Source organism: Planomonospora sp. ID91781 (genome assembly GCF_015711595.1).
GTDB lineage: Bacteria > Actinomycetota > Actinomycetes > Streptosporangiales > Streptosporangiaceae > Planomonospora > Planomonospora parontospora.
Map to the genome: position 1 here is coordinate 17,179 of NZ_JABTEY010000002.1, position 23,400 is coordinate 40,578.

A 23,400-nucleotide genomic window follows, 5' to 3' on the forward strand; every position below is an offset into this window, starting at 1 on the left:
GTTCCGGGGGCGATGCACTTCGGCACGGGGCTGGACGAGCGGGCGGCGTTCGACCTGCCGGACCGGCTGCCGGCTCAGCCGTACAGGCGGGACAGGCGGGCGGCGGCCTCGGCGAGGAGGGCCCGGAGGGCGGGCGGGTCGAGGACCTCGGCCTCCGGGCCGAAGCGGAGGCACTGGCCGTAGGCGACCTCGGGGGACTCGACGGGCAGGACGAGCGTGGTCCAGCCCTGCTCGTCGGGCTCCCCGGCCGAGGCCAGCGCCTCGTCGAGGGCCGCCGGATCGGCGACGTGCCGGAGCAGGCGCATGCCGTCGGGGCTGAGCCGCACCGTGACGCGGGCGGTGAGCAGGGAGCGGGTGAATTCCGCGGCCCGCGCGGCCCAGAAGGCGGCCAGGTCGAAGTCGCGGTCCCGGTCGAAGCGCCGGTCGGCGTGGACGGCCACGGCGGAGAAGCGGTCCACCCGGTAGATCGCCGAGCGGGTCGCCAGATACCAGACGCCGGCCTTGAGCACGAGGCCGTACGGTTCCAGCGTCCGCTCGGCGCCCCGGTAGAGCCCGGTGACCGGGTGGTCGCCCCAGACCGCCCTGGCCAGCGGGGCCAGGGGCGCCGGGGGCGGACGCTCGCTGGCGAACCAGCCGGGGGCGTCGAGGTGGAAGCGCTGCGCGGCCGTCGCGGGGGCGTCGCGCAGGCCGGGGGAGAGCGCCGCGGACGCCTTGAGTCTGGCGGTGGCCGCGACCTCGCCCAGCCCCATCTCCCGCAGCGCCTCCGGGACGCCGGACAGGAACAGGGCCTCCGCCTCGGCCCGGTCCAGGCCGGTGAGGCGGGTCCGGTAGCCGTCCAGCAGCCGGTAGCCTCCGCCGCGCCCCCGGTCGGCGTAGACCGGGATGCCCGCCTCGGACAGCGCGAGCACGTCCCGGTGCACGGTCCGCTCGGACACCTCCAGCTCCCGGGCCAGCTCGGCCGCGGTCATCCCGCCGCGCGACTGGAGGAGCAGCACCAATGACATCAGCCTGGCCGCACGCACCCGCCGACCCTAGCGCCCTGCGTCCGAAAGCCGTCGGCGGTGTTCGGCTCGACCTGGTCGATCCACGAGGACCCGGCCGGGGTGAAATGCATGGGGAAGCGAGGGTGACGAGTCGGCCACGCCTTGATCGCCGGGGTTCACCGCGGTCATGCGGGGGTTCGGGCCGATCCTAGACGCGTTCCGGTGTCCTGCCGCCTGCCGGATCGGGGGTGCGGGCCGCCGGGGTGGCGAAGGTCGCCGCGATGACGATGACGAGGACGAGGACGAGGGCGGAGCGCAGACCGTGGTGTTCGCCGAGGAACCCGAGGGCGGGCGGTCCCACGAGGAACGCGACGTAGCCGAGGGTCGCGGCGAGCGAGACGCGCGCGGCCGGGTTCTCGCCGGAGTCGCCGGCGGCGGAGAGGGCGAGGGGGAAGCCCAGGGAGGCACCGAGTCCCCACAGGACGGCGGCGGCCGCGGCGACGGCCTGGTGGTCGACGAAGATGACGAGGGCGAGACCGGCGGCGCCGGTGATCGCACTGGCGGCCAGGACGGGGGCGCGTCCGAAGCGGTCGACGAACCGGCCGCCGGCGAAGCGGCCGAGGGTCATCGCCGCGGCGAAGAGGGCGTACACGGCCGACCCGAGCGCGGCGTCGAGCCCGTGACCGTCGACCATGACGAGCGGGAGCCAGTCGTTGGCCGTCCCCTCGGCCATGGCGAGCGCGAGGATGATCGCCCCGATCAGCAGCAGCCTCGAGTCCTTCCACACCGCGGGCCGCTCGGCGCGCGGGGCGGGCCGGCCGTCGCCGTGTGCCTGCCGCCCGTCGCCGGCGGGGATGTGCCGGACGGCGAGCGCCAGGCCGGCGGCGACCACGACGGTGACGATCACCAGGTGCGCGACGACGGGGAACGCCAGGGCCGTCAGGGCCATGCCGCAGGCCGCCCCGAGGACCGTGCCGAGGCTGAAGAAGCCGTGCATGGCGGGCATCGTCGAGCGGCCCAGCAGGCGCTCGACCTCCGCGCCCTCGACGTTCAGCGCGACCTCGCCGCCGCCCATGCCGAAGCCGAAGAGGCCCAGGCCGAGTGCGACGGCCGCGCCGGCTCCCGCGGCGGCGCCGATGCCGATGACGGCCGCGCCGGCCGCCACCGCGACGGTGCCGGCCGTGATCACGGGCCGGGTGCCCCAGCGCGAGACGAGCGGTCCCGAGCAGAGGATGCCGATCATGGAGCCTACGGAGAGCCCGAACAGGATGAGCCCCATCTGCGCGGTGGACGCCCCCACCAGGTCCCGCACGTCGGGAGTGCGGGTGACCCATGAGGCGATCGTCAGACCGGGGAGGAAGAACAGCGCGAACAGGGCGTTGCGGCGCGCGGACAGGTGGACGGGCACGAGAAGGGCTCCCACGGCGGACGAACAAGGGGCAAAAGGGTCGAAAAGACTGTACTGATGTACACACTAGGGTGGGGTCGTCGGCCATGGCAACATGGGGGCGTGACAGGCACGCGGCGGGAGGTACCCAACGACCCGGGACGCAAGGACCGCATCCTGGACGCCGCGCTCGACGTGATCGCCGAGTGGGGCGTCCACAGGACCACGCACCGCAAGATCGCCGAGCGGGCGCGGGTCCCGCTCGGGTCCCTGACGTACTACTTCGACGGCCTGGACGACCTCCTGGCCCAGGCCTTCGCCCGGCTGGCCGACACCATGAGCGAGCTGTACCGTGCGACCCTGCAGAAGGCGGCGTCCGCGCAGGAGGCCGAGGCCGCCGTCGTCGACCTCATCTGCGGACCGGCCTACGCCACGGCGCGCGACATGACGCTCATCTTCGAGATGTACGCCTACGCCAACCACAACCCCGCGGTGGCCACCACGACCCGGGCCTGGCTGCACCGCAGCCGCAGGAGTCTCGCCCTGCACTTCCCGCCTCACGTCGGTCAGGCCCTGGACGTGCTCGTCGAGGGCTGGCCCATGCACCGCACCTTCGACCGGACGCCGCCCGACCGGGCCCTGGTCGCCGCCACCGTCCACGCGATCGTGACCGGCGTCCCCTCCCCGTCCGGCAGCTGAGCCGCCGTGGCGTTCAGGCGCTCACCGTCGGCAGGCCGCGGCCTGCCGCGAGCCGGTCCGGGCAGGCCCGGTGAACCGCGGTCATCTCCCCGGCAGTGACCGAGGTGACCTCCAGGCCCTGCTGAACGAGGCTCGGGGCGGCGAGCCCCCGCGGGCCGCGGCGAGCAGTTCGTCGAGATCATCGACGCCCACGTGCAGGAACTGCCCTGCAAGCGGGTCCAGCTCCCCGCGCGCCACGCGGATCACCGCGGTCACGATGAGCGCCGGGTCCGTCCACTCCTCCCGGTTCCTGCAGATGGCCATACCGAGTGTCATGTCCGTACGGACCGCTCCCGGACTGATGTCGAACAGGTGGACGCCCCGCTGCGCGAACGCTCCGTTCAGGGTCTCGGACAGGGCCAGCAGAGCTGCTTTGGACGCGCTGTAGGCGGAGTAGCGGATGTCTCCCCGTACGGCGAATATGGAGTTGATGTTGACGATCCGGCCCTGCCCGCGCCGGACCATGTCCGGCACCGCCGCCTGGCAGGCGTTGACGGTGCCGCGGAAGTTCGTCTCGAACACATCCCACCAGTGCCCCGGATCGGCCTCCCAGAAGGGGACCTCTCCGCGGTCGACGAGGCCGGCGTTGTTCACCAGCAGGTTCAGCGGCCCGAGCGCGCCGCGCACGTGCTCGACCGCGTCGCGGATCGACTCCGCGGAGCGGACGTCCGCGACGGCGACGGTGACGGCGGCCCCCCGCTCCGCGCAACCGCGCGCGGTCTCCTCCAGCCTTCCCCGGTCCCGTCCGACCAGTCCGACGGACACACCCTCTCCGGCGAGCCCGACGGCGAGTCGGCGGCCGATGCCGCGGCCCGCACCGGTGATCAGTGCGACCTGCCCCTTCAGGGTCCGGGCCGTTCCGCCGGTGGCGCTCATCGCCGCACGGTCCTTCCCGTCGCCCCGGCGGCCCGGAGCGGAGCCGTTCACCGGGCCGCCTCGGCGGCCAGCGCCTCGAGAGCGCCGGTACCGTTCATGATGTTCTCCCGGTCGCGCCAGTGCGCCCAGAACGCGCCGGTGTAGCCCTTCCTCTTCAAGCTGGTCAGGAACGGGTTGTCGGCGTAGTTGTTGTCGTTCTCGCTGCTTCCGTTGAGCGTCGGCAGCATGACGCGGTAGTACTCCGACTCCGGGATATGGCTCCACAGGAAGTCGACGGACTCGTGCCAGATGCCGTTCGGGCTGTTCACCGTCTCCGGCGACTCGGGGAGATCGGGAGAGAAGTAGCAGACCAAGCGGAAACCCCCCGACTCGTCGAACATGAACTGCCTCTCGTACTCGATCGGGCCGCTGCACTTCTCCATCGGTTTCAGGATGATCGGCCCGGTGGCGTTGTTGGACTGGAGCCCGGGGAGCGTGCGCACCCCGTCGCACCGCCGGGCCAGGGAGACCGCCAGATCCGTATAGGGGAAGAGACGGAGCCCGAGGCTGAAGCCCGTCACCGTGGCGTCCAGGTCCATCAGCCGGTCGACGCACTCCCGCATGGTCTCCCGGGTCTCGCCGGGCATCCCCAGCAGGGCCTCGACCATGGTGAGCATCCCGTACCGGTGGCTCAGCTCGACCAGCCGCGCCGTGTCCTCGAAGCCGTAGTACCTGGTCCCCTTCTTCGTCACCTTCCAGCCGTCGAGCATGTCGGAGCGGACGTGGTCCGTACCGATGTTCACGCCCGCGCAGCCCGCGTGCGCCAGGAGTTCCGCGAGTTCCTCGTCGAAGGGCGACGGCTGGCAGTAGACCCAGAGCCGCAGGCGGTGCAGCGAACCGGAGGCATCGCCGTCCTTGCGCCTGATGATCTCCCGCAGCAGCTGCTTGCTGTGCGCGATCGACAGGTTGAACTCGCTGTCGGTGGTGTGCAGGTCGTAGATCCCTTGGCCGGTCAGGGACTCGATCTCGTCGACCACGGATGCGACGCTCCGCCGGGTGAGCCGGGTGCCCTTGGCGTCCGGCTCGACGCACTGCGTGCACCGGTAGACGCAGCCGTTCTTGGTCAGGATGCTGCCCAGACCCCCCAGCCGGTAGTAGGTCAGGTTGTCGACCTTGTACGGCACGCCCGACCGCCGCGTGTAGGGCAGTTCCGTCTCCACCTGCCAGGCCCGGCCCTCCTCGCGGCCGGTGGGAAAGGGCAGGGAGGCGGTGACGGCGGTCCGGAGTTCGCTCAGTACGGGCGGTGGCACCCGCACGACCTTTCCCCGCCCGTGGTTGACGAGCAGGCCGGGAACGCCGTCGGCGGGCCGTCCGTCGTGCAGCGCCTCCGCCAGTTCGCAGAGGATGTGCTCCCCGGGCCCCTTCACGCCGAAGTCGACGCCGAAGTAGTCGACGAGTGCGAAGGGCATCGTGGAGAAACCGACTCCGCCGGTGACGACGGGGGAGTCGGTCAGCCTGCGGATCTCGTCGATGACCTCCTTGTACCGGTCGACGAAGGGACGTTGTTCGAAGGCGTACACGGTGTCGGTGTTGCGGCACGTGACGCCGACGAGCAGCGGACGCCCGGCGCCCCGGAAGTACGTGCGCAGCACCTGCCGCCAGTCGTCCGCATGGAACGTCAGATCCAGTACGTGCGCTTCGAAACCCGCGGCCTCGAGTGCCGTGGTCAGCACGTCCAGGGCGTACGGGGCGATGGGAGGATGGATCTGGTTGGGGTTGACGAGCACGACAACACCTTTGTGTCGCATGGATCTCCTTATGGTTCGTCAGGCGTCCGGGGTACGGCGCGCTTCGGACGCGGCGGCGCGGCCCGCCAGGACGCGCGGAGGCCGGGAGGTCTCCAGCACGTACTCGGCCGCCCGGCCTTCGCCGGTCGCTGCGGGGTCCGGCAGCGGTTCGGTGAACGTCAGGGTGGTCTCCGGGGCGACCGCCAGGGCCGGCCAGCACAGGGGCTGCGACAGATCGACGTAGATGGGCTTGCGCACCGCGGCACCGGACGGGGAGCGCGCCTCGAGGACCGCGCGTTTGTCGGCCAGGCCCCGCACGACGCTCCACGGGTCGGGAATCGTCACGGTGCGCAGGAACGACCGGCGGGGGACACCGGTGCGGGCGCACCAGCGGTGCCACGCCGCCGCCTCCGCCGGTCCCGGCTCTGCTGCGGGGAGCGCGGCGCCGGGGACCTTCCAGGTGCGCCGGCCCAGCACCAGGCGCCCGAGCACCAGCCGCGGGTAGTGACGGACGGACTCCGAGGCCTGCGGCGCCTCCGCGGTCACCATGGCGTCCACCTGGTCCCACAGGTCGAGCGTGGTGCCGGACACCGGGCCGAAACGGCTGAGCCACCGGTACAGTCCGGGGGCCACGGTGGGCAGGGTCGAATTGTGCGGGACCGGGAACAGCGGACGTCCGGCGAACCGGTCGCTGAACAGCAGCAACCGTCCCCCCGCCGCCTGCACGACGCATTCCGACAGGTCGATCCGGGTCGCGGGGGCGCACTCCAGCGCACGGCCGGGATAACTCAGTGCGGCGGGCAGCACGAGGGGGTGTTCGTTGACCGTGGCACCCAGCAGCGCCGAGATGTCGACCATCACGCCGTCGTCGTGCGGCGCGGCCGCGGTCGCCGCCCAGTGCCGCAGCTCATCCATGCCGCGGTCGTCCAGGGCCGCGCCGAAGCGTGCGGCGAAGCGCCCGTAACCGCTGCTGACGCCGTTGACCACGACCCGTTCTCCGGCCCGCTGGAGCGGCCAGGCCGCGCACGGCAGATCCAGGACGGCGTCCGGGAGGTCGGCCGCCAGGGCGTCGAGCAGGGCGGGGTCGCACGGCACCTCTTCCGCGCCCGGCTGCTGCGCCGCGGCGCGCAGCCCGGCGAAGAGCCGGGTGCGCAGGTCGAGCACCACCGCCAGTTCTCCGGTGGAGCAATCGGCGAGCAGGGCGTCGGACTCCGTCCGGCCGGACTCGGCGAACCAGCGGTAGGCGGCGAGGAGCGGCACCGGATCCGGCCCGAAACGACGCCGGAAGGCGGTCGCGGTGGCCAGCTGGAAGGGCAGTTCGGCACCGAGCAGCGGCACGATCCGCTGCACCCGGCCCAGATCGGCGAGCAGCCCGGGGTCGGCCCGGAGGATTCCGTCGTCGGGTCCGGTCCCGACGACGTCCTCGCTGACCGGGGCACGCTCGATCCCCCCGGCGTCGAGGCCGAGGGCGCGGGCGAGCGCGCCGATTCCCGCCGCCGCACGCCGTACGGTCCCGGTGTCACCGCCGTGTGCGGCGGCGTGCTCCGCGTCGCGCAGCCCGCACAACGCGTCGTGGACGGCCCGGGGCGAGGGACCGTCGTCCCTTCCTGCGGCCCCGGGCGAGGGAGCGTCGTCCCTGCCCGCGGTCCGGGCGGGGACGGCGGCGTCGGCCGCCGCGCGCAGCGTCCGGCGGCCGTGCGACGGCAGGCGCGGCCCGACCTCCAGCATCCCGCGCCCGATGAGGTCGGTGAGCACGCCGGGCAGCGCGCCGCCGGCGAGGAGGGCGTCCAGGCGGACCGGGTCGCGCACTCCGCGCAGGAAGGAGACCAGATCCGGGCCGCATCGCGCGGACGCGAAGCGCTCCGTGCCGTTCTCGCCGGTCACCAGCCAGGTCACCCGCAGGCCGCCGTCACCGTCGCCGTCCGCGACCGTCGCGCTCGGGTTGACGGTGAGCCACATGCGGTCCGGACGCAGGTACCGGTAGCCTCCGTCCGCGATCCACCGCCGCGTCCAGTCGAGCACCTCGCGGCGCACCCGCACATGGCTGCGCGGGGGGCTCTCCCCGGCGCCACGGAGCGGGAAGCCCTCCCCGGCACCGCGGAACAGCAGGGTGGTCGTGGCCGACCGGGCGAACGGAGTGGGCTTGCTGGCGGCCCGCTGCACCAGCCGCAGCAGGGTCAGGGCACGCCTGCGGGCCCTCCTCCCCGCGGCAGGGCCGGGGTCGATCGGCCCGGCCGTCGACAGGCCGGGCACGGACAACTCGACGGACCAGGCGAGATCGGGGTCGCCCAGTGCCGTCTCCAGGACCGTGCCGGTGGTCCGGGCGAGCTCCGCCAGCGCCGAGGCGAGCTCCCGCCCGGCCGCGTCCCGGAACGCCAGGGCATCGGTGTACGCGGCGGCCAGGCCGGCGGTCTCCGGGTCGGCGGGAAGGCCGGTCCCGACCGGCCGGGAGTTGAACGCGTCCCGCCGGGCTCGCAGCAGGCCGCGGCGTTCCTCCTTCGCCGCGGCGGGCACCAGGGCGCTGATGCGGTCGGCGAGGTCACCGCCGCGCCGGGAGCAGGCGAGCTCGGCGTCGGCGACGGCCCCGGCGGCCCGCCACACCCGGTCGCCGCCCAGGCCCGCCAGGACCGAACCCGGCAGCAGGCACCGCCTGCGGACCACGACCGGGCCGAGGACGACACGGCCGCGGTCCGGGGAGACCGGATCCTCGCCTACCGGCGCCATTCGATCTCCAGCATCAGCTCGTCCAGCCCCCGGTGGAGGAAGTGCGGAGCCCACACGGGCGGGGCGGCCGGACGCAGTCCGGACCACCGCCGCCCGGCGGTCCGCAGCAGCACGCGTCCCTCCGTACGCGCCAGGTGCGCCCCGAGGCACACGTGGCGGCCCTCGCCGAAGCTGACGCCGGCGTTGTCGGCCGGCGCGCCGCTCGCGAGCAGCTCGTGATTGGCGGCACCGAGCATCACCCTGATCCGGTCGCCGGCGCGGATGCGGTGCCCCTCCAGCTCGCAGTCCTCCTGCGCCACCCGGACGGTGAACGTGAGCGGCGACTCGGCGAGCAGTAACCGGTCGACCTCCGCCGAGACGTCGACCGCGCCCGCCGCGAGGCCGTCGAGCAGCTCCGGGTGCGTCGCCAGACGCAGCAGCAGGCCGCTGAGCATGTTGCGGGACGTGTCGTGGCCCGCGATGTACAGGCTGAAGACGTTGGCGACGATCTCGACCTCGGACAGCGCCTCCGGTGTGTCCCGCGCCGCCGCGGCCGCCGCCAGCACGGAGTCCGGCATGAGCCGGTGCGGTACGGCCAGCCACCGGTGGACGAGGCCGGTGAGCTCGTCGACGTGCGCCAGCGCCGCTCCGACCTCCCGGCCGGACGGCTGCCCGGACGCCACGCCACCCCCCTTGCTGATCAGGCGGCACAGCTCGCTGACCTCGTCGCGGTCGCTCTCCGGAATGCCGACGAGATCCCCGATCACGCTGACCGGCAGCCGCGCGGTGATCTCGGTGACGCCGTCGATCCGCGGGCGGGGCGCGATGCCGTCGAACAGCGACGCCGTGGCCGCCTCGATCCGGGTGGTGCGGGCGCGGACGGCGCGGGGGGTGAAGAGCCCGCTGAAGAAGCGGCGCAGACGTGCGTGCCGCTCGCCCTCGGACGCCAGCAGCATGCTCTGGAGGAAACCGCCGTGGCTGCCGCCCTCGGCCCACGCGGACCCGTCCGGCGGGCCGGGCAGGCGGAACCGCGGGTCGCGCAGGACCAGGCGGGCGAGCTCGTGGCCCGTGACCATCCACATCCGATCGGGCCGGCTCCACAGCAGGGCGCCTTGGCGGTGCAGCCTCCGGTAGAGGAGCGCCGGGCACCTCAGTACGGCCTCGGTCACCTCCGCGGGGGTGGGTCGGGTCGCCATGCCGTCACGCTCCTTTCAACGCAGCACCTTGCCGCGTTCGTCGTACGCGGACTCCTCGGCGTGGCGGCGGACCACCCGGTACGGGGTCACGGGCGTGGGAAGCCGCAGGCAGGCGTCACGGACCTGCGCCTCGGTGACGTCGCCGACCGCGACGACGGTGATCCGGTCGAGCGGTCCGGAGCGGTCGACCGAGACCGACGCGTCCACGACGCCTTCCAGGGCGCGGACGGCGGCCGTGATCTCCCGCGGGTACACGCTCACGCCGTCGACCTTGACCAGGTCGTCCGCGCGGCCTTCGAGTACGTAGCCGCCGTCGCCGGAGCGGCGGGCGAGGTCGCCGGTGCTGACCGAACCGTCCCGCCGGGCCGTCAGGCGGCCTCCGGTCACGGCGAACCGGGTGTCGGGTCCCCGCGTCCACAGCGTGCCGACCCCGTCGGGGCCGGCGTCCTCCAGCCACACCGGCTTACCCGGCAGCGGCCGTCCGACGTGGCCGTCGTCGCGCACCTCGCGGCTGACGGTGAGCAGTCCCGTCTCGGTGGAGCCGAGCATGGTCAGGAACGTGCTCGCGGGGAACCCCTCGGTGATGCGCTCGGCCCGGCCGGGGGTGAGCCCCCCTCCGGCCGGCACGAAGCAGGTCCCGCGGAACGTCCGCCGCGCAGCCGCCGTGCGCGCGCCCAGAACGGCGATCGCCGGTGGCACCAGGCAGATCCCCGGCCGGCCGGCGAGTTCGGGGACGGCCGTCTGCCATCGGCTCGGCCGGAACAGGACGAGATCGCGGCCGAGCCACATGGCCGGCGCGACCACCATGTAGAAGGCGGCGGCGAAGTCGATCGCGGAGCAGGTCGCGAACACCTCGGCCGAGGCGTACTCGGGCATGCCCCCGACGTAGAGCTCCACCGCCTCGGCCATCGAGTGCGGCCTGCCGAACAGCAGCTTCGGCCGGCCCGTGGTACCCGACGTGGCGGTCGCGTAGGTGGGTCCGTCGACGTGCGGGGGCGGGGCGGCCTGGGGTCCGGCCGGCACCGGTTCCGCTCCGCCCGTGGTCCCCGGCCCCGATGCGGACCAGGTCGCGGGATCGCCGAGCACCCAGCGCGGAGAGCGGTCCATGAGGCCGAGCGCGAGGAGCCCGACGACGGTGCGCTCACCGCCGCCCGGAGGGATCACCCATCCGTACGGGGCCGGGGGAAGCCCGGCCGCGAGCGTGCGGGCCCGGTCCACCAGCGAGGACCAGGTGAATCGTCCGTGTTCGGTCACCACGGCCGCAGCGGACGTGCGCAGCGTCGGCTCGGCGGCCTTCAGCCATGCGCCGAAGTCGCCCATGTCACCCACTCCCCGATGGTCGTCAGTTCCCGCGGGTCCTCGGGTCCGGCCATGCCGCGCTCGGCCAGCACGACGAGCGCCACCTCGCGTTCCAGCGAGGTCAGCGGCCGGTCGGCGTCGTGTTCGTCGAGGGCCTCGCACAGCGCCCGGGTCAGCCCGTCCCGGTCCGTCCTCGGCGGGGGGCACACCACGCGGAGCCGGCGCGGCATGGCGAACCGGATGTGCCGGACCCGTTCCACCTCCTCGCCGGCCAGGGCGGCGTCCGGCGCCGCGCGGTGCAGCGCTCCGAAGAGCTCCAGCGCCTGTATGCGGGCGAGCCGGGCGCCGAGGCAGCGGTACGCGCCCCAGCCGAAGGAGAACAGCGCCCGCCCGGCCACCGGATCGTCGTCCAGCCGGTTGGCGTCCGCGACTCTGACCGAGACCACCTGCCCCCGGCGGAACTCGTGCCCGTCGACGGTGAACGGTTCGCGGACGACGCGTTCCAGGGTTTTGAGCGGCGGTTCCTCGCGCAGCGCGTCGTCGAGCAGCGCGTCCAGACGTCCGGGGTCGGCGAGTGCTCCCGGTGCGCCGAGGATGCGCACCGCCGCGTTCCCCAGCATCCCGGCGACCGTCTCCAGCGATGCCTGCACGAGCATCACGGCGTTCGCCTCGATGTCGGCGTCGCAGAGGTTCCCGATCGCCCCGGCGTTCCACTCACCGAGCACGGATCCGGGCGGGGCGGCCGGCCGCGCGGCGGCGAGGGTCTCGCGGACGCGGGCCAGTGCGGCGTGGCCCGCGCGGACCGCCTCCTCCGGATCCTTGAGCCGGGCGGCGTACGCGACGAGCGCGACCTGCTGACTGAGCTTGTGCAGGCGCCGGTAGTCGTCGTCGGTGACGCCGACGAGCCGGGCGCCCACCCGTACCGCGTACGGGAACGCCACCGCGGTCATGAACTCACCGCCTCCGGCGCCGGCGAACGGGCGCACGACCTGTTCGGCCGCGCTCCCCATGAAGGGGGTGACGGCCTTGACCGCGTCCGCGTCGAAGAACCCGCCGAACGCCTTGCGCAGCTCCGCGTGCCGGGCGGGTCCGGCCTGCAGCATGATCCGTTCGGCGAAGGACGTGAGCTCCCGCGCGAGCGGACGCGCCTCACCGGGCAGCCTCGCGGCGAGGTCCGCCATCACCGGACCCGGTTCCAGGACGCCGAGCCGGTCGCCGGTGAGCAGCCGGACCGCCAGGTGCCGGTCGGCGACCAGCCAGCCCAGACCGTTGGGCAGCCCGCTCAAGCCGTCCGGGAGGGCCGTCCCTGCGGCGGATGCGCCCGCGTCAGGGGAACGGGTGTGGCTCATGCCGTACCTCCTCGCTGGAAAGTCCGTACCGGCTCATGCCGTTCCTGGCCCGGAAGGCGTTGAGCGTCTCCACCGGCGGCGGCCGCCGGTGGCGGTGCCCGAACGTCATCGGCACCGTCCCGGGCACGATCGCCTTGACACAGCGCAGTCCCAGGCGCTCCAGCTCACCGGTGGTGTGGTCGACGACGAGGACCTCGTGCCCCTGGCGCTCCGCCGCCGCGAGCATCGCCGCCAGGTCGGCCGCGATGTCACCGACCGGTTCGTGGAGGGCTGCGACGGGCGGGGGTTCCGGGAAGACCTCGTCGAGGAGGAAGGAGAACCGCCGGCGGGCTCCGGGCAGGGCGCCGGCGAGAGCGTGGTCCTCCATCCGCCGCACGAGGTCCGGGTCCTCCAGCGCCCGCTCCAGTTCCGCGCGGCGCGGCCGGTAGCCGGCCGTGATCGCGGGTGCGCACGCGGCCATCTCGTGTGCGGCCCCGATGAGGGCCCGCTCCCTCGTCAACGCCGAACCGGCCGTGACGAGCGTCGCGGGCCGTTCCGGATCATCCGACGTCGACACGAGGAGGACCACCGGCACGTCGAACACGCCGACCGCCCAGAACGCCCTGAGATCGCGTCCGGTGCGGTGGCGTACGGCGTGCACGGCCCGCCCGGCCGCGTCCGGCAGCGCGTCGAGATCGATTTCGGGCAGCGGGGTCTGCGAATACCAGGCGCACAGGAAGGCGTCCCGTTCGGCGACCTCCAGCAGCGCCGCCATCAGGGCCTCCTCCGTGCCGGACCCCAGGGCGCAGCCGTTGGAGTTCTCGTAGACGAACCGCGGGCCGGTCTCGGGGCGTTCGGCCGCGCCGTAGTAGGCGACGTGGAACGGCACCAGCGTGCGGCGGCCGGTGCGGGCGGAGTACGCCTCGGCCCATCCCGTGGGGGTCTCCGGGGTGAACGGGGTGTAGGGGAACCCGGGGGTGCGGTAGGCCTCGTCGGGGTGCAGGAGGAGGAGCCGCGGGTCGACCGCCTCGTCGAGGTCCGCGAACGCCGCGAAGACCGCGGGGGCGCGGCCTCCGCAGTGCCATCCGGCGTAGCGCTCCAGCCCTTCCAGCACCGCCGCGGGCCGCGCCGTCGCGTAGTCCTCGGCGCGCCCGATCGCGATCTCCTCGAATCCCCAGGCCGTCGGCACCCGCACCTGTACCGAGGGGAGGGCGGTGCCGTCCCCGACGCTGGGGGACCGGACGATCCCCGACCAGGAGTCGAGGTACTCCTCCTCCAGTCGTCCGGCGTACCGGGAGGCGGGGAACCGCCGTGACGACCCCGTCTCCGTCGCGGGCAGCGGGCCGGTCAGGTCGGGGACGGGCGGGGGAGGCGGCCGCCGGTTGCCGGCGCAGTGCGGTGAGGCGCACATCGCATGGGCGATCACCGGATGCCAGTCGCCGCTCAGCCCGCCGGATCCGACGGCGAAGGCGGCCTCGGCGCTTCGCGCCCGCCCGCCGCCGGCGAGGCGTTCCGCCTCACCGCGCACGATCGCGGCGGTGAGACGCTCCGCCCCGGGCGGCAGCCAGCCGCCCCAGCCGCCCCGCCGAGCGGACAGGCGCCGCAGGTCCGCCGGGCCCACCTGGACGCCCCGGGGCTGCCCGTCCACCGCCCGCACCCGCAGCGCCAGGCAGTGCGGGCATCCCGGCCGGCCGGGGAGCATCGCCGGGCCGATCACCACCCGGCCCCGCAGCCCGTACACCGGCAGCACCGGGCCCTCCGCCCGCGGGAGGCGAGAGAGGTCGGCATCCCAGTCCATGTCGACCACGACGAGCGGGCGGCCGTCCCCGGCTCCGTCCAGGCCGTCCCCGGCTCCGTCCAGACCGTCGGCGGCGCGGACGTCGAGGACGTCCCCCACCAGCCGCCGCAACCGCGCCACCAGGATGTCGGAAGCGGTGCCTGAAGCGGTGCCCGAAGCGTGGCGCCCCTGCGCCGCCGTCCCCCTCACCTGCCTGCTCCGGGAGCCAGGACGACCCCTGTCAGCCGACCGGAGACCAAGGGCGGCAACGCGGCGACGGACCACCTCAGGCCGAGCGCGGCGGCGACGTCCCGGACGGTCCCCTCCTCGGGGACCGCTCCCGTCCACGCCGGTACGGCATGCGCGCCGTCATCCGGCCCGAACTGCTCCAGCGCCAGCGCGGCCATCAGGGCGCGCTCCTGCGCCTGCGCGGGATCGAAACCGGTGCGCATCACGTCGCGATCGGTCCAGGCCCGCCACAGGCCGCTCGGATGGCGTTCGCTCCGCAGCGCGTGGTCGGTCCCGGCCAGTCCGGCGAGCCCGCGCGCCCGATCCGAGAGGGCGGTCCGGTCTGTCGCGGGCACGCCCTCCGGTGCCGTGTCGCCCAGTCCCGTGTCGCCCGGCGCCGTGTCGCCCAGTCCCGTGCCAGCCAGTCCCGTGTCGGCCCAGCGGAGCAGGGCCCGGGCGAGCGCCTCACCGCTCTCACGGCCCGCTCCCACGACGGTGCCCTCCGCCGCGGGGAGCGCAGACTCGACCGCGATGAGCGCGGCCTCGGCCCGGGCGTCGGACATCGTCTCCGCCACGACGACCGGGCCGCTGCCCGAACCGACCGGCTCGGTGCGCCCGGGGGGGTTGCACCGCACCCGCAGCGCCGTGAGCGGGGACTGCGGCAGCCGCTCCGGCGCGCAGGACAGCAACGGGCCGAAGCACCGCGCGCCGAAGACGGAGTCGGGGAACGCCGTCCTGCGGGGAGGCCGCGGCGGGATCCCGGGATGTGCCGAGCCGGCGTGGACTCCGTGACCGGGGCAGCCGGGGTCCGGGTCGATCTCCGTACGCCAGATGCTGAGCCGGGTCAGATCGACCACCACGCCCTCGCCCAGAACCGCGTCGTCGCGCGCGGCGACATGCCGGAACAGCTCCTGCGCGATCACGGCGGCGGCCACCGACACCGGGACGTGTCCGAGGCGGTCCGCCGGAGGCAGGTCCACGGCCTGGTGTGCGAGCCGCCGCCAGGCGCAGCGCACGCACGCGTGCCCCGAGCGCGGCACCTGGCCTTTCAGCAGCAGCGCCTGACCCCGGACGAGTCCTGCCCAGGCAGCGCCGTCCGTCGACTCGGCGCGGGCCAGGAAGCGCCAGGCGTCGTCCTCGGCCCCCGCGGGGAACAGCCCGACGAGGGTCCGGCCGCGGAGGCCGGCCTCCGCGCCGGACAGGTGCACCGGAACCGCCCGGCGTGCCAGGTCGTCCGCGAGTTCCCTCAGGTCCGTGTCCGTGTCCGCGGCCGCGTCCGGCATCGCGATGTCACCGAAACCGGTCTCCACCAGCGCCGCGGCGAGCGGCCCGGCCCGGTCGGCGGGGCCGACCACCGCCAGCGGGTGCGCCCGGACGCGTTCGAGGCCCGCCGCGGGATCGACGGTGAAGTGCCGCAGGAACTCGACCTGCTGGGGGAAGGCGCCGACGAGCGGCGAGTCCTCCGGTACGTCCTCGGCGGGACTCCGGAGCAGCACCCTGCGCTGCTCCAGCGTCCGCAGCAGCGTGCCCACGAAATCCGCCTGGTCCGGGCGGAGGGCCCGGAGGAGCTCTTCGGGCACGACGCCGCGGTCCAGCAGGGGGGCGAGCTTCTCCACCCAGGTCGCGACCGTCTTCCCGATCAGGGTGAACGAGCCGTCCGTGGTGCGGATCCACACCCCCTCCGGCACCGGGACGTAATAGGCGTCGGTACGCAGGCGCAGCGGGGTGCCCGTCATCTCCCACCTCCGGTACGCGCCGCCCTGGCGGACGGGTTCAGGCTGTTCTCCAGGTACAGGCCCCGCCGGTAACCGCCCACGGCGACCAGCAGCAGGGACGTCAGGCGTCGCGGGGCCAGCCCGATCGCGTCGTCGAGCAGACCGCTGACGAAGCCCAGCACCGGGTGGGCGGACATGCCGTCGCGGGCCGCGCACACCGAGAGCCGCTGGGCGAGGACTCCCGCCAGCAGGTGCTGCACTCGGTAGGCGACCGGGCCTCCGGCGCCGCGGTGCGGTTCGGCCGCGCCGACCATGACGGCGACCAGCGGGGCCTGCCCGACGTTCATGTAGTTCGCGAACATGCTCCGCTGGACCAGGGGGCCGAAGTCCCCCTCGGCGAGACGGGAGAGCCGCCTGCCGTCCCGATCCGGCAGATAGGCTCCCGTGGGTACTCCCGGCACGGACCGGACGAGCAGCACGCAGCGGGGATGGGACAGGCGGTTCTCGTTTCCCGGGACGTCGCAGTCCATCGGGGCGAGGGCCTCGGTCAGCCACCCGGACAGGACGCCGAGGGCGATCGGCGTGCCGCGGAACTGCTCTCCCAGCGCCGACCGCGTCCAGGAGTCGGCCGCGGAGAGCGGCTGCGCGGGTACGGCGGGCAGCTCGACCCCCGGGTCCCCCTCCGATGTCTCCAGCGCGACGGGGGGGAGATCGATCGGCCGTCCGGGCCGGCCGGCCGCCAGGCAGGCGGCGTGCATGCGGCGGGTGCCGGTGTCCGGGCCGGGGGCTGTGGAGGCGCCCAGCCAGCGCGGCCGGCCGGCCGCGAGCGCTCCGGCGGCGTCCGCGGAAGCCCGCCGCGGCCCGCGGCCGGTGCCCCCCACGGTGACGTCGAGCACGGCCGGGGCGGCCTCCTCCTCGGAGTCCAGCCCTAAAAGGCCCAGCAGCAGCCGCTCGTCGGTGCTGAAGGTCACCCTGCAGGCCAGGCCCATGGAGCGGGCGCAGAGCGCGAACTGGCCGACGACCGCTCCGGTGTCCATCGCACCGAGCCGGTAGGAGAAGTCCCCGTACTTGAAGTAGTTCTTCCAGAGCGGCTGCGTGAGGACGACGCGGACGGCTCCCCGAGGGGGAGCGAGCCCTGCGGGAGGCGACCCCGCGGACAGCACCGCCAGCGCGTGGCGTACCGCGTCGTAGTGGTACAGCCCGGCGTCCAGGCCGTCCGTGCCCCCGATGCCCCCGATGCCCTCCGTGGCCAGGTAGCACTCGGCCGGGTAGGTGACCCCTCCGGAGGGTACGGCCCGGCGGAGCTGGTAGTGGGGGTTGCGGTGGACCGGCGTCGGTTCTTCGGGACTGCTCTTGGCGATCCCCTCGGGATACCACCGCACGCCGGTCACCCCGTAGGCGGCCTGGAGCAGCGCGCCGAGCCGCGCCGCCGGACTCGCGGCCGCGACCGCCCGCGCCGCGGCCGTGCCGCCGGCCGCGGCGGCGCGCGACAGCGGGGGGAGATCGATCCGGGGCAGGTCGGCGTACCAGCGGAAGGGACTGGGGATGCTCCTCCAGTCGATCTGCCAGTGCTCCGGGTGGACCTGCGCGTAACCGCCGCGGAGCCTGTGCACGAAGGCGTCCACCTGCGCGGCGTCGAACGGTTCGGCCCGCGGCGTGCCGCCGGACGGCGGGGCGCCGGTGTCGAGGGCCGTCATCCGGCGACCCCGGTCTCCGGGCGGACCGATCGGATCATCTCCGCCGCGTCGAGGCCGAACTCCTCCTCGAACGCGCGGGAGATCAGGTAGAAGAGCGTGTAGCGGTCGGCGAGCAGGAAGCCCAACCGGAACAGGTGCCAGTTCGTGTACGCCTGAGCCAGCCGGGAGGCGAGGAACCGCCGGTCCTCGCGGATCATGCCCTGGTAGAACTTGTTGTCGGCGATGGCTCGGTGGATACCGGCGACGGGTGGTTCGGGAAGGTCCGCGAGCCACTCGACCTGCGGCCGGCGGTACAGGCCGTCGGGAGACGGGACGAGTTTGGCGTTCTCCGCCTTCCGCGGGGTGGCGTAGAGATGAAACCTGCCCTCGTCGAATCCCTGCTGGATGGCCGGGAGGTACCCGCGCAGCCGTACCACCCACTCGCGGGCCGTCTCCGGCAGATCGGCCAGGTCGCCGTCGGGGTCCCGCATGGCCTCGATCAGCTCGCGGAGCCGGGGCCGGAGCACGTCCCGGTTCTTCTCGTACCGCTGGGCGTGCTTGGCCCGGGTGCCCTCCGGATCCCGGATCAGCAGCATGTAGCCCTCGAACGTCGCCAGGTAGGAGAGGTAGCCGGCCTTGTGGCCGAACTTCGCGATGGGCGGAGGCAGCCGGGGGGCGAGCAGCACACCGGTGCAGACGAGCAGGTCGAAGGAGGCGGCGAGGCGGAGCGTCCGGTCGCCGCGGGTGGCGCGCAGGGTGTGCAGGGCGAGCGGCGTGGTCTCGGTCCAGAAGGATTCGGCCAGCCCCAGTCCCGCACCGCCGCCGAGCCAGTCGTGTTCCTTGTTGTACGGCTGGTGTTCGAACAGGTTCTCGTGCTGGACGGATCCCAGGTGCTCCAGGATGCGCGCTTTGAGACGGCGTTCCACCGACGGGCTCCCGGTCGCGAAGCGCAGCCGGAGAAAGGGTCGGTTCCCGTGGTTCTCGCGGAGGTAGAACCACGACGCCGTCTCGCCGAGTTCCACGGACTCGTCGAGCGCGGGTGCGATCACGTCAAGGAGGAGGTCTTCCTGCACCGACCACGGAACGTTGACGGTGAGGTCTTTCCGGTCATCAGTCGACATGGGGCTTCCTGTCATGAGCGGGCGGCACCGGGCTGCGCCGGGATGGACTGCGTCTGCTCCCGCGCCGCCCGATGGGCCAGGTAGGCGACGAAGCACTCGCCCTGCGGGCGGACGTTCATCCGGTTGCTGGTCGTGTGCAGGTACTGGCTGGTCAGTGTCGCCAGGGCGACCAGGGGCGGCGCCGATCGGTCGACCTCGGCCGGCCACGTGCGCCCCGCCTCCACAAGCGGGCGCAGGCGTTCGATCGCCGTGGCGAGCACGTGCTCCCACCGCTCGCCGATCCCCTTGCCGAGGGGTCTTCCCGCGTCCAGGTCCTCGATCAGCGACGTGTAGGTGCTGCGCTGGAGCCGGTACTGCTCGTCCCAGGCGGTCAGAAGCCGTTCGTCGGCCACGTAGCCGGCCCAGCGCTCGTGGTAGGAGCGCAGGAAGACGAGCCGGTCCTCTTCGCCGAGGCCCAGCGCCCGCGAGGCCAGCAGCAGCATCTGGAGGGACACCCCCAGGCGCGCCCGGTCGTTGCGGACCAGCCGGAGCACCTGCCCCGCCAGCAGCGAACTGGCGTGGAAGACGTCCTCGGCGATCTCCATGCCCTCCGCTCCTCCGTACTTGGCCAGTTCGGGCTCGTATCGGATCCAGCGGACCGTGTTCGGCGGCTCGGGTGTGCGCAGTTCCTCGTCGGAGGCGGTTCCGTGCTCCAGTTCGCTGAGGTGGTGAAGCGCCTCCCGCAGCCGCACCGGGTCGGTGTCGGCGGGGCCCGGAGCACGCCGCAGATGATCGCGGATCCTGCGCTCGACCTCGCTGCGGACCTCGTCGCGGTGCTCCGGCCGCACCTCCAGCCGGAGCCGGACGTGCGGGCCGCGTTCCCAGTGGCGCAGGTAGAAGTGGCGTCGCACGCGTCCGTCCTGGCGCAGCCCGTCGACCATGGGCAGGAGGAGATCCGTCAGCAGCGGATCCGTGTCGCCGTGGTAGAAGACATGGCAGGACAACCAGACCGTGCCGATCGTCGTGCTCACCGGTCCTCCTCGGTCGTCTCGATCACGAACTCCTGGGTGAAACGGTCGTCGTGCTCCCGCGGGGCGTCGTCGACCGTCGGCAGGCATTCCTGGAACGTCATGTGGCCCTGGCCGCGGCGCAGCGTGCGCTGCCAGGCGCGGACGCTGGTGACGCTGGTGAAGTCGACGAAGGTGGGCTTGCGCTCGGCGGAGGTCGGGAACCTGGCGAGCGTCCTGGTCCAGGTGTGCTGCTCCTCCTCCGACATGGGGACCAGCGGATCGGGCAGGGTGAATCCCCGGTAGAAGACGCGCTCCGGCAGCCCCAGGGAGTCCCGCCACCGCCGTACCTCCCGGAAGGAGGAGGCGCCGCTCCGGTCGGTGAGGTCCGGAAGCAGCTGCGCGGGCACCTTCCAGGTGCGGCGGGCCAGGATCAGGTTCCCCGACCGGACGCGCGGATACCGGCGCACCCCGTCCGAGGGGCCGCGGCGCTGGTCGACCCTGTCCCACCACGCGAGGTTGGCCATGCCGCCGAGACTGAAGAAGCCGAGGAACTGGTAGAACCGGGGGGCGAGCTCGTTGAGCAGGAAGTTCAGCGGTACGAACCGCATCGGGTGGCCGTCCCTGCCGTTGCGGAGCAGGAGCCGCCCCGAGCCCGCGTCGACCTCGGCCCAGCAGTCCTCCAGGGAGATCCCGCGGCCGCCGCCCCACTCCTCGGGGGTGGAGCAGGGATAGCGCAGGTGGGCGCCCAGGAGCGGGGGATGGACGTTGGCGTTGATGCCGAGGACGGCTGAGAGGTCGGTGAGGGGCGCCGATTCGAGGTCGCCGCCGCCGATCTCCCGCTTGACCAGCTCGGTGAACCCCTGGTCGCCGACCGCGGCATAGGCGGGCAGGAACCTCGAGATGGCGCGTCCGAAGCCGATCGCGCCCCCGTTGACGACCAGCAGGTCCTCACCGGCCGACGTGTGGTGCTGGACGTGCCAGCTCACCCTGGGCCATCGGGGGATCCAGGGCGGGAGATCCTCGGCGATCTCCGCCGCGCGCCGCGGGTCGACGACCGATTCGACGCCGTCGCCGGCGTCGGCCAGGTCGAACACCGAGTTCTGCAGGTCCCGGAGCCGCGCCGGCACCGGGGCGGAGAGGTCGGTGAGCCGCTGCGCGATCAGCTCCTGCAGTTTGGCGGAGGAGAGCGCCGTGAACAGGGAGAGGAGGCGGTGGGGGCCGGGGCCGAACGCCTCCCGGACCAGGTCGGCGATGATCGTCCGTACGTGGGCGCCGTCGTCGAAGATCGGAAGCAGCCGGTGCCAGTGCGACAGCGCCGGCAGGTGCCGCCGCCATCGGTCACCGTCCTGCGGCCGGGGGGCGGCCACCACGGTGTCCTCGTAGATGAGCGTTCTGGCCGCTTCGATCGGTGGCGTGGGGACGCCGCACAGGTCGGCGAGGTCGGTGACATGCCGCTGGATCCGGGCGATGAGTTCCTGCCGTCGGTCTATGCCGGCTTTCTCGAACGCGGACTCGGCGGCGGCCAGCCCGGTCGCGCACTCCCTGAGCCGGGGTTCGCAGTCCGGAGGGAGCAGTTCGGTCAGCCGCGCGATCGGATGGGCGGCCTGCTCGCCTACGCCCAGGTCGCGGGCGAGGACACCCCGCTCGATGAGTGCGTCCAGCCGGGACCGGGCCGATCGGGTGCTCTCCCCGGGAAGCGCGGCGAACCTCGCCAGCAGCTCCCGCTCGGGGACGGGGACGTCCGCCTGCAGCGTGAGGAGTTCCGCGACGGCGGGAGCGGGCGGAATGCGGACCAGCCGCTCCCTGGCGGCGGGTTCGTGGGTGCCGTCACGGCCCCGGACCAGGAAGACGACGCCCTTGTCCGAGGAGCCCGCGACGGGAGCCCGGCGCAGGACGGCGGCGGAGCGGAGGCCGGGATGGTCCGCGAGGCAGCGCTCGACCCAGTTCACGAGCTGGCGGGGGAGACGGCAGACCGAGCGGTGCGCGACCGTGCTGCCGGGCAGGGGGGGAGCCTGTCCGGACGCGCTCCGGTCCTCGAAGACGATCGGGTGGGTGTGAACCAGCCTCCCGAAGGGAGACGGTTTGAGCGCGCTCCGTGCCACCAGGTTGACCAGGGTCGACTCGGTCGCCCGGGCACGCTTGTCGCGCGCGTTCCCGCCGGCCACGGCGTCGGCGTAGCGATCCATGTTGTGCAGCAGGCCGTCGGCGCTCAGCTGGGCTCCCGCCCTCAGGGAGCCGTCGCGCACCAGGGAGGCGAGCACCCGTTGCTCCGCGTCGAGGGCGGCTCCGTACTCGTCCTCCAGCCGGCGGGCCAGGTCGTCGCGGAGGGCGGCCAGCGCACCCAGTTCCGCAGCGCCGGGCACGGCCGGCATACCGGGGCGGTGGAGAACCGCGTCGATCTCGGCCGCGGACACGTCCGCCGCGCGGTGCAGCCGCCGTCTCAGCGCGAGGACTTCCCGGCGCTGGAAACGGTCGCCCAGCAGCGGGACCACGGCGGTGAGCCCGTCGGCCACCTGCGGGGCCCGGTCCCGCCAGTCGCGTCGCAGGTCGGTGAGCTCATCGCAGAGGCGGGCCAGCTTGGGGGCGGAGAGCCGGGTCACCACGCTGACCGGTTGCGAGCAGACGCGCGCGATGCCGTATCCGGCGATGCCGATCCCTGGATCAGACACGGGCGTCCTCCTCGACGGACGCGTCGGTGGACGATCTCCGGGCCGCGGCGCGCCGCCGCTCGTGAAAGACGGTGCACTCGGTGTCGATGCGGTCGGAGAAGTCCTCGACGGCTGCGGTGAACATCCGCGGTGCGTCCACCGGTACGACGTGTCCGGCTCCGGCGATCACGGTCACGTCGGCGCCCGAAGCCGCCGCCGGCTCGATCGCCCTGCGCTCGTTCTGCAGCAGCGCGCCGTTGACCAGCTGGAGGGGGGCGTCGAATCGCCGGAGATCGTCGAGGCCGGGCAGGCTCAGGCAGCCGTCGGCGAGTTCGTCGAAGGTGGCGGTGAGCAGGTCCTCCCACTGCCGGCCGTGCAGGTCGGCGAAATGGTCGCGGGCCCGCCGCTGGCGGGCCGCCATGCCGGTGAAGCCCTGCAGCCAGCGGGTCAGCATGTCGGGGGAGACCAGGAAGGAGTATCCCGCCATGACGACTCCGGCCACCGCGCCCGGTTCGTTTCGCGCGGCATGAAACGCCACGGCGGCGCCCAGATAGGAGAGCCCCACGACGACGGGGGGTGCCGGCTGATCGGTAATAGACTTTCTGACGCGGGAAATCGCTGAAGCGGCCGGATGCTCGGGAACTCCCGGTTCGTCCCCGTGCCCGGGAAGCCGCACTTCCACGACCGGGCGGCTCCACCATCGCCGGCATCCCGCATAGTGAACATCCTCGGTGCCCATGAGACCGTGGACCAGAATTATGGTTCGCACGCGTCGATACCAATCCTTCCTTCGTAAGGGAAGACCGAATAGCCGGATGCGGATGGCCGGAGTGCGCATAAAAAATGGCATGGCGATTTATCGCTTATCAGGCGATGCTGGCGGTCGTCGCGTCGGCCCGATCGCTCTGCGGGCCGTCACCGGCGGTCCCATCGGCTTTCGACGCGCAGACCGGATGCCGGAATGCCGCAG

At 73.6% G+C, this 23,400-nt stretch carries 16 protein-coding genes; 1 reads left to right on the forward strand and 15 read right to left on the reverse strand.

Going from position 1 to position 23,400, the window contains the following annotated elements; all coding sequences use genetic code 11:
* Positions 1 to 74: 74 nt before the first annotated feature.
* Together HS048_RS19310 and HS048_RS19315 are read right to left on the reverse strand one after the other, a co-directional pair.
* Positions 75 to 1,022, reverse strand: coding sequence for a YafY family protein (locus HS048_RS19310; protein ID WP_068900579.1), 948 nt, complete (start codon positions 1,020 to 1,022; stop codon positions 75 to 77).
* A 169-nt stretch (positions 1,023 to 1,191) separates the two neighbouring features.
* Positions 1,192 to 2,406: an MFS transporter gene (locus tag HS048_RS19315; protein ID WP_231647509.1), complete on the reverse strand. Its 1,215-nt coding sequence runs from the start codon at positions 2,404 to 2,406 to the stop codon at positions 1,192 to 1,194.
* Positions 2,407 to 2,493: 87 nt separating this feature from the next.
* Between HS048_RS19315 and HS048_RS19320 the strand changes: the two genes are divergently transcribed.
* Positions 2,494 to 3,069, forward strand: coding sequence for a TetR/AcrR family transcriptional regulator (locus HS048_RS19320; protein ID WP_068900582.1), 576 nt, complete (start codon positions 2,494 to 2,496; stop codon positions 3,067 to 3,069).
* 81 nt (positions 3,070 to 3,150) lie between these two features.
* On the opposite strand, the gene HS048_RS19325 is transcribed toward HS048_RS19320, so the two are convergent.
* The 13 genes from HS048_RS19325 to HS048_RS19385 are packed head-to-tail and all read right to left on the reverse strand — an operon-like array spanning position 3,151 to position 23,280.
* Positions 3,151 to 3,984 (reverse strand): SDR family oxidoreductase, encoded by an 834-nt coding sequence (locus HS048_RS19325; RefSeq protein WP_196468091.1) that lies wholly within the window; start codon positions 3,982 to 3,984, stop codon positions 3,151 to 3,153.
* A gap of 47 nt (positions 3,985 to 4,031) precedes the next feature.
* Positions 4,032 to 5,771, reverse strand: coding sequence for a tryptophan 2-C-methyltransferase (tsrT, locus tag HS048_RS19330; RefSeq protein ID WP_068900584.1), 1,740 nt, complete (start codon positions 5,769 to 5,771; stop codon positions 4,032 to 4,034).
* A gap of 18 nt (positions 5,772 to 5,789) precedes the next feature.
* Complete coding sequence (locus HS048_RS19335; RefSeq protein WP_196468098.1) at positions 5,790 to 8,474, reverse strand: lantibiotic dehydratase; 2,685 nt, start codon at positions 8,472 to 8,474, stop codon at positions 5,790 to 5,792.
* Positions 8,462 to 9,649, reverse strand: a complete 1,188-nt coding sequence (locus HS048_RS19340; RefSeq protein WP_196468100.1) for a cytochrome P450 — start codon at positions 9,647 to 9,649, stop codon at positions 8,462 to 8,464. The genes HS048_RS19335 and HS048_RS19340 overlap by 13 nt, the downstream gene beginning before the upstream one ends.
* 15 nt (positions 9,650 to 9,664) lie before the next feature.
* Complete coding sequence (locus tag HS048_RS19345; protein ID WP_230881938.1) at positions 9,665 to 10,969, reverse strand: class I adenylate-forming enzyme family protein; 1,305 nt, start codon at positions 10,967 to 10,969, stop codon at positions 9,665 to 9,667.
* Positions 10,945 to 12,297, reverse strand: coding sequence for a cytochrome P450 (locus HS048_RS19350; RefSeq protein WP_196468104.1), 1,353 nt, complete (start codon positions 12,295 to 12,297; stop codon positions 10,945 to 10,947). The genes HS048_RS19345 and HS048_RS19350 overlap by 25 nt, the downstream gene beginning before the upstream one ends.
* A complete protein-coding gene (locus HS048_RS19355) occupies positions 12,275 to 14,263 on the reverse strand; it encodes a TOMM precursor leader peptide-binding protein (RefSeq protein ID WP_196468106.1) in 1,989 nt (662 codons plus the stop codon). Before HS048_RS19355 ends, HS048_RS19350 begins: the two co-directional genes overlap by 23 nt.
* Positions 14,260 to 16,017: a hypothetical protein gene (locus tag HS048_RS19360; RefSeq protein WP_196468108.1), complete on the reverse strand. Its 1,758-nt coding sequence runs from the start codon at positions 16,015 to 16,017 to the stop codon at positions 14,260 to 14,262. The genes HS048_RS19355 and HS048_RS19360 overlap by 4 nt, the downstream gene beginning before the upstream one ends.
* Entirely contained in the window at positions 16,014 to 17,693 is a 1,680-nt protein-coding gene (locus HS048_RS19365) for a SagB family peptide dehydrogenase (protein ID WP_196468110.1), read from the reverse strand. The genes HS048_RS19360 and HS048_RS19365 overlap by 4 nt, the downstream gene beginning before the upstream one ends.
* Complete coding sequence (locus HS048_RS19370; RefSeq protein ID WP_196468112.1) at positions 17,690 to 18,793, reverse strand: lantibiotic dehydratase C-terminal domain-containing protein; 1,104 nt, start codon at positions 18,791 to 18,793, stop codon at positions 17,690 to 17,692. The genes HS048_RS19365 and HS048_RS19370 overlap by 4 nt, the downstream gene beginning before the upstream one ends.
* Positions 18,794 to 18,804: 11 nt before the next feature.
* Positions 18,805 to 19,803, reverse strand: coding sequence for a lantibiotic dehydratase C-terminal domain-containing protein (locus HS048_RS19375; RefSeq protein WP_196468114.1), 999 nt, complete (start codon positions 19,801 to 19,803; stop codon positions 18,805 to 18,807).
* Complete coding sequence (locus tag HS048_RS19380) at positions 19,800 to 22,451, reverse strand: lantibiotic dehydratase (protein ID WP_196468122.1); 2,652 nt, start codon at positions 22,449 to 22,451, stop codon at positions 19,800 to 19,802. Before HS048_RS19380 ends, HS048_RS19375 begins: the two co-directional genes overlap by 4 nt.
* The gene (locus tag HS048_RS19385; protein WP_307832559.1) at positions 22,444 to 23,280 is read right to left on the reverse strand and encodes an alpha/beta fold hydrolase; all 837 of its coding nucleotides are present in this window, start codon (positions 23,278 to 23,280) and stop codon (positions 22,444 to 22,446) included. Before HS048_RS19385 ends, HS048_RS19380 begins: the two co-directional genes overlap by 8 nt.
* Between the last annotated feature and the right edge of the window lie 120 nt (positions 23,281 to 23,400).

What these genes read in the sequence shown, in the direction of transcription:
- HS048_RS19385 (WP_307832559.1), bottom strand. Translation starts at nt 23,280, where the DNA reads ATGCCATTTTTTATGCGCACTCCGGCCATCCGCATCCGGCTATTCGGT.
- HS048_RS19365 (WP_196468110.1), bottom strand. Translation starts at nt 17,693, where the DNA reads ATGACGGCCCTCGACACCGGCGCCCCGCCGTCCGGCGGCACGCCGCGG.
- tsrT (WP_068900584.1), bottom strand. Translation starts at nt 5,771, where the DNA reads ATGCGACACAAAGGTGTTGTCGTGCTCGTCAACCCCAACCAGATCCAT.
- HS048_RS19335 (WP_196468098.1), bottom strand. Translation starts at nt 8,474, where the DNA reads ATGGCGCCGGTAGGCGAGGATCCGGTCTCCCCGGACCGCGGCCGTGTC.
- HS048_RS19360 (WP_196468108.1), bottom strand. Translation starts at nt 16,017, where the DNA reads ATGACGGGCACCCCGCTGCGCCTGCGTACCGACGCCTATTACGTCCCG.
- HS048_RS19350 (WP_196468104.1), bottom strand. Translation starts at nt 12,297, where the DNA reads ATGAGCCACACCCGTTCCCCTGACGCGGGCGCATCCGCCGCAGGGACG.
- HS048_RS19345 (WP_230881938.1), bottom strand. Translation starts at nt 10,969, where the DNA reads ATGGGCGACTTCGGCGCATGGCTGAAGGCCGCCGAGCCGACGCTGCGC.
- HS048_RS19340 (WP_196468100.1), bottom strand. Translation starts at nt 9,649, where the DNA reads ATGGCGACCCGACCCACCCCCGCGGAGGTGACCGAGGCCGTACTGAGG.
- HS048_RS19325 (WP_196468091.1), bottom strand. Translation starts at nt 3,984, where the DNA reads ATGAGCGCCACCGGCGGAACGGCCCGGACCCTGAAGGGGCAGGTCGCA.
- HS048_RS19370 (WP_196468112.1), bottom strand. Translation starts at nt 18,793, where the DNA reads ATGTCGACTGATGACCGGAAAGACCTCACCGTCAACGTTCCGTGGTCG.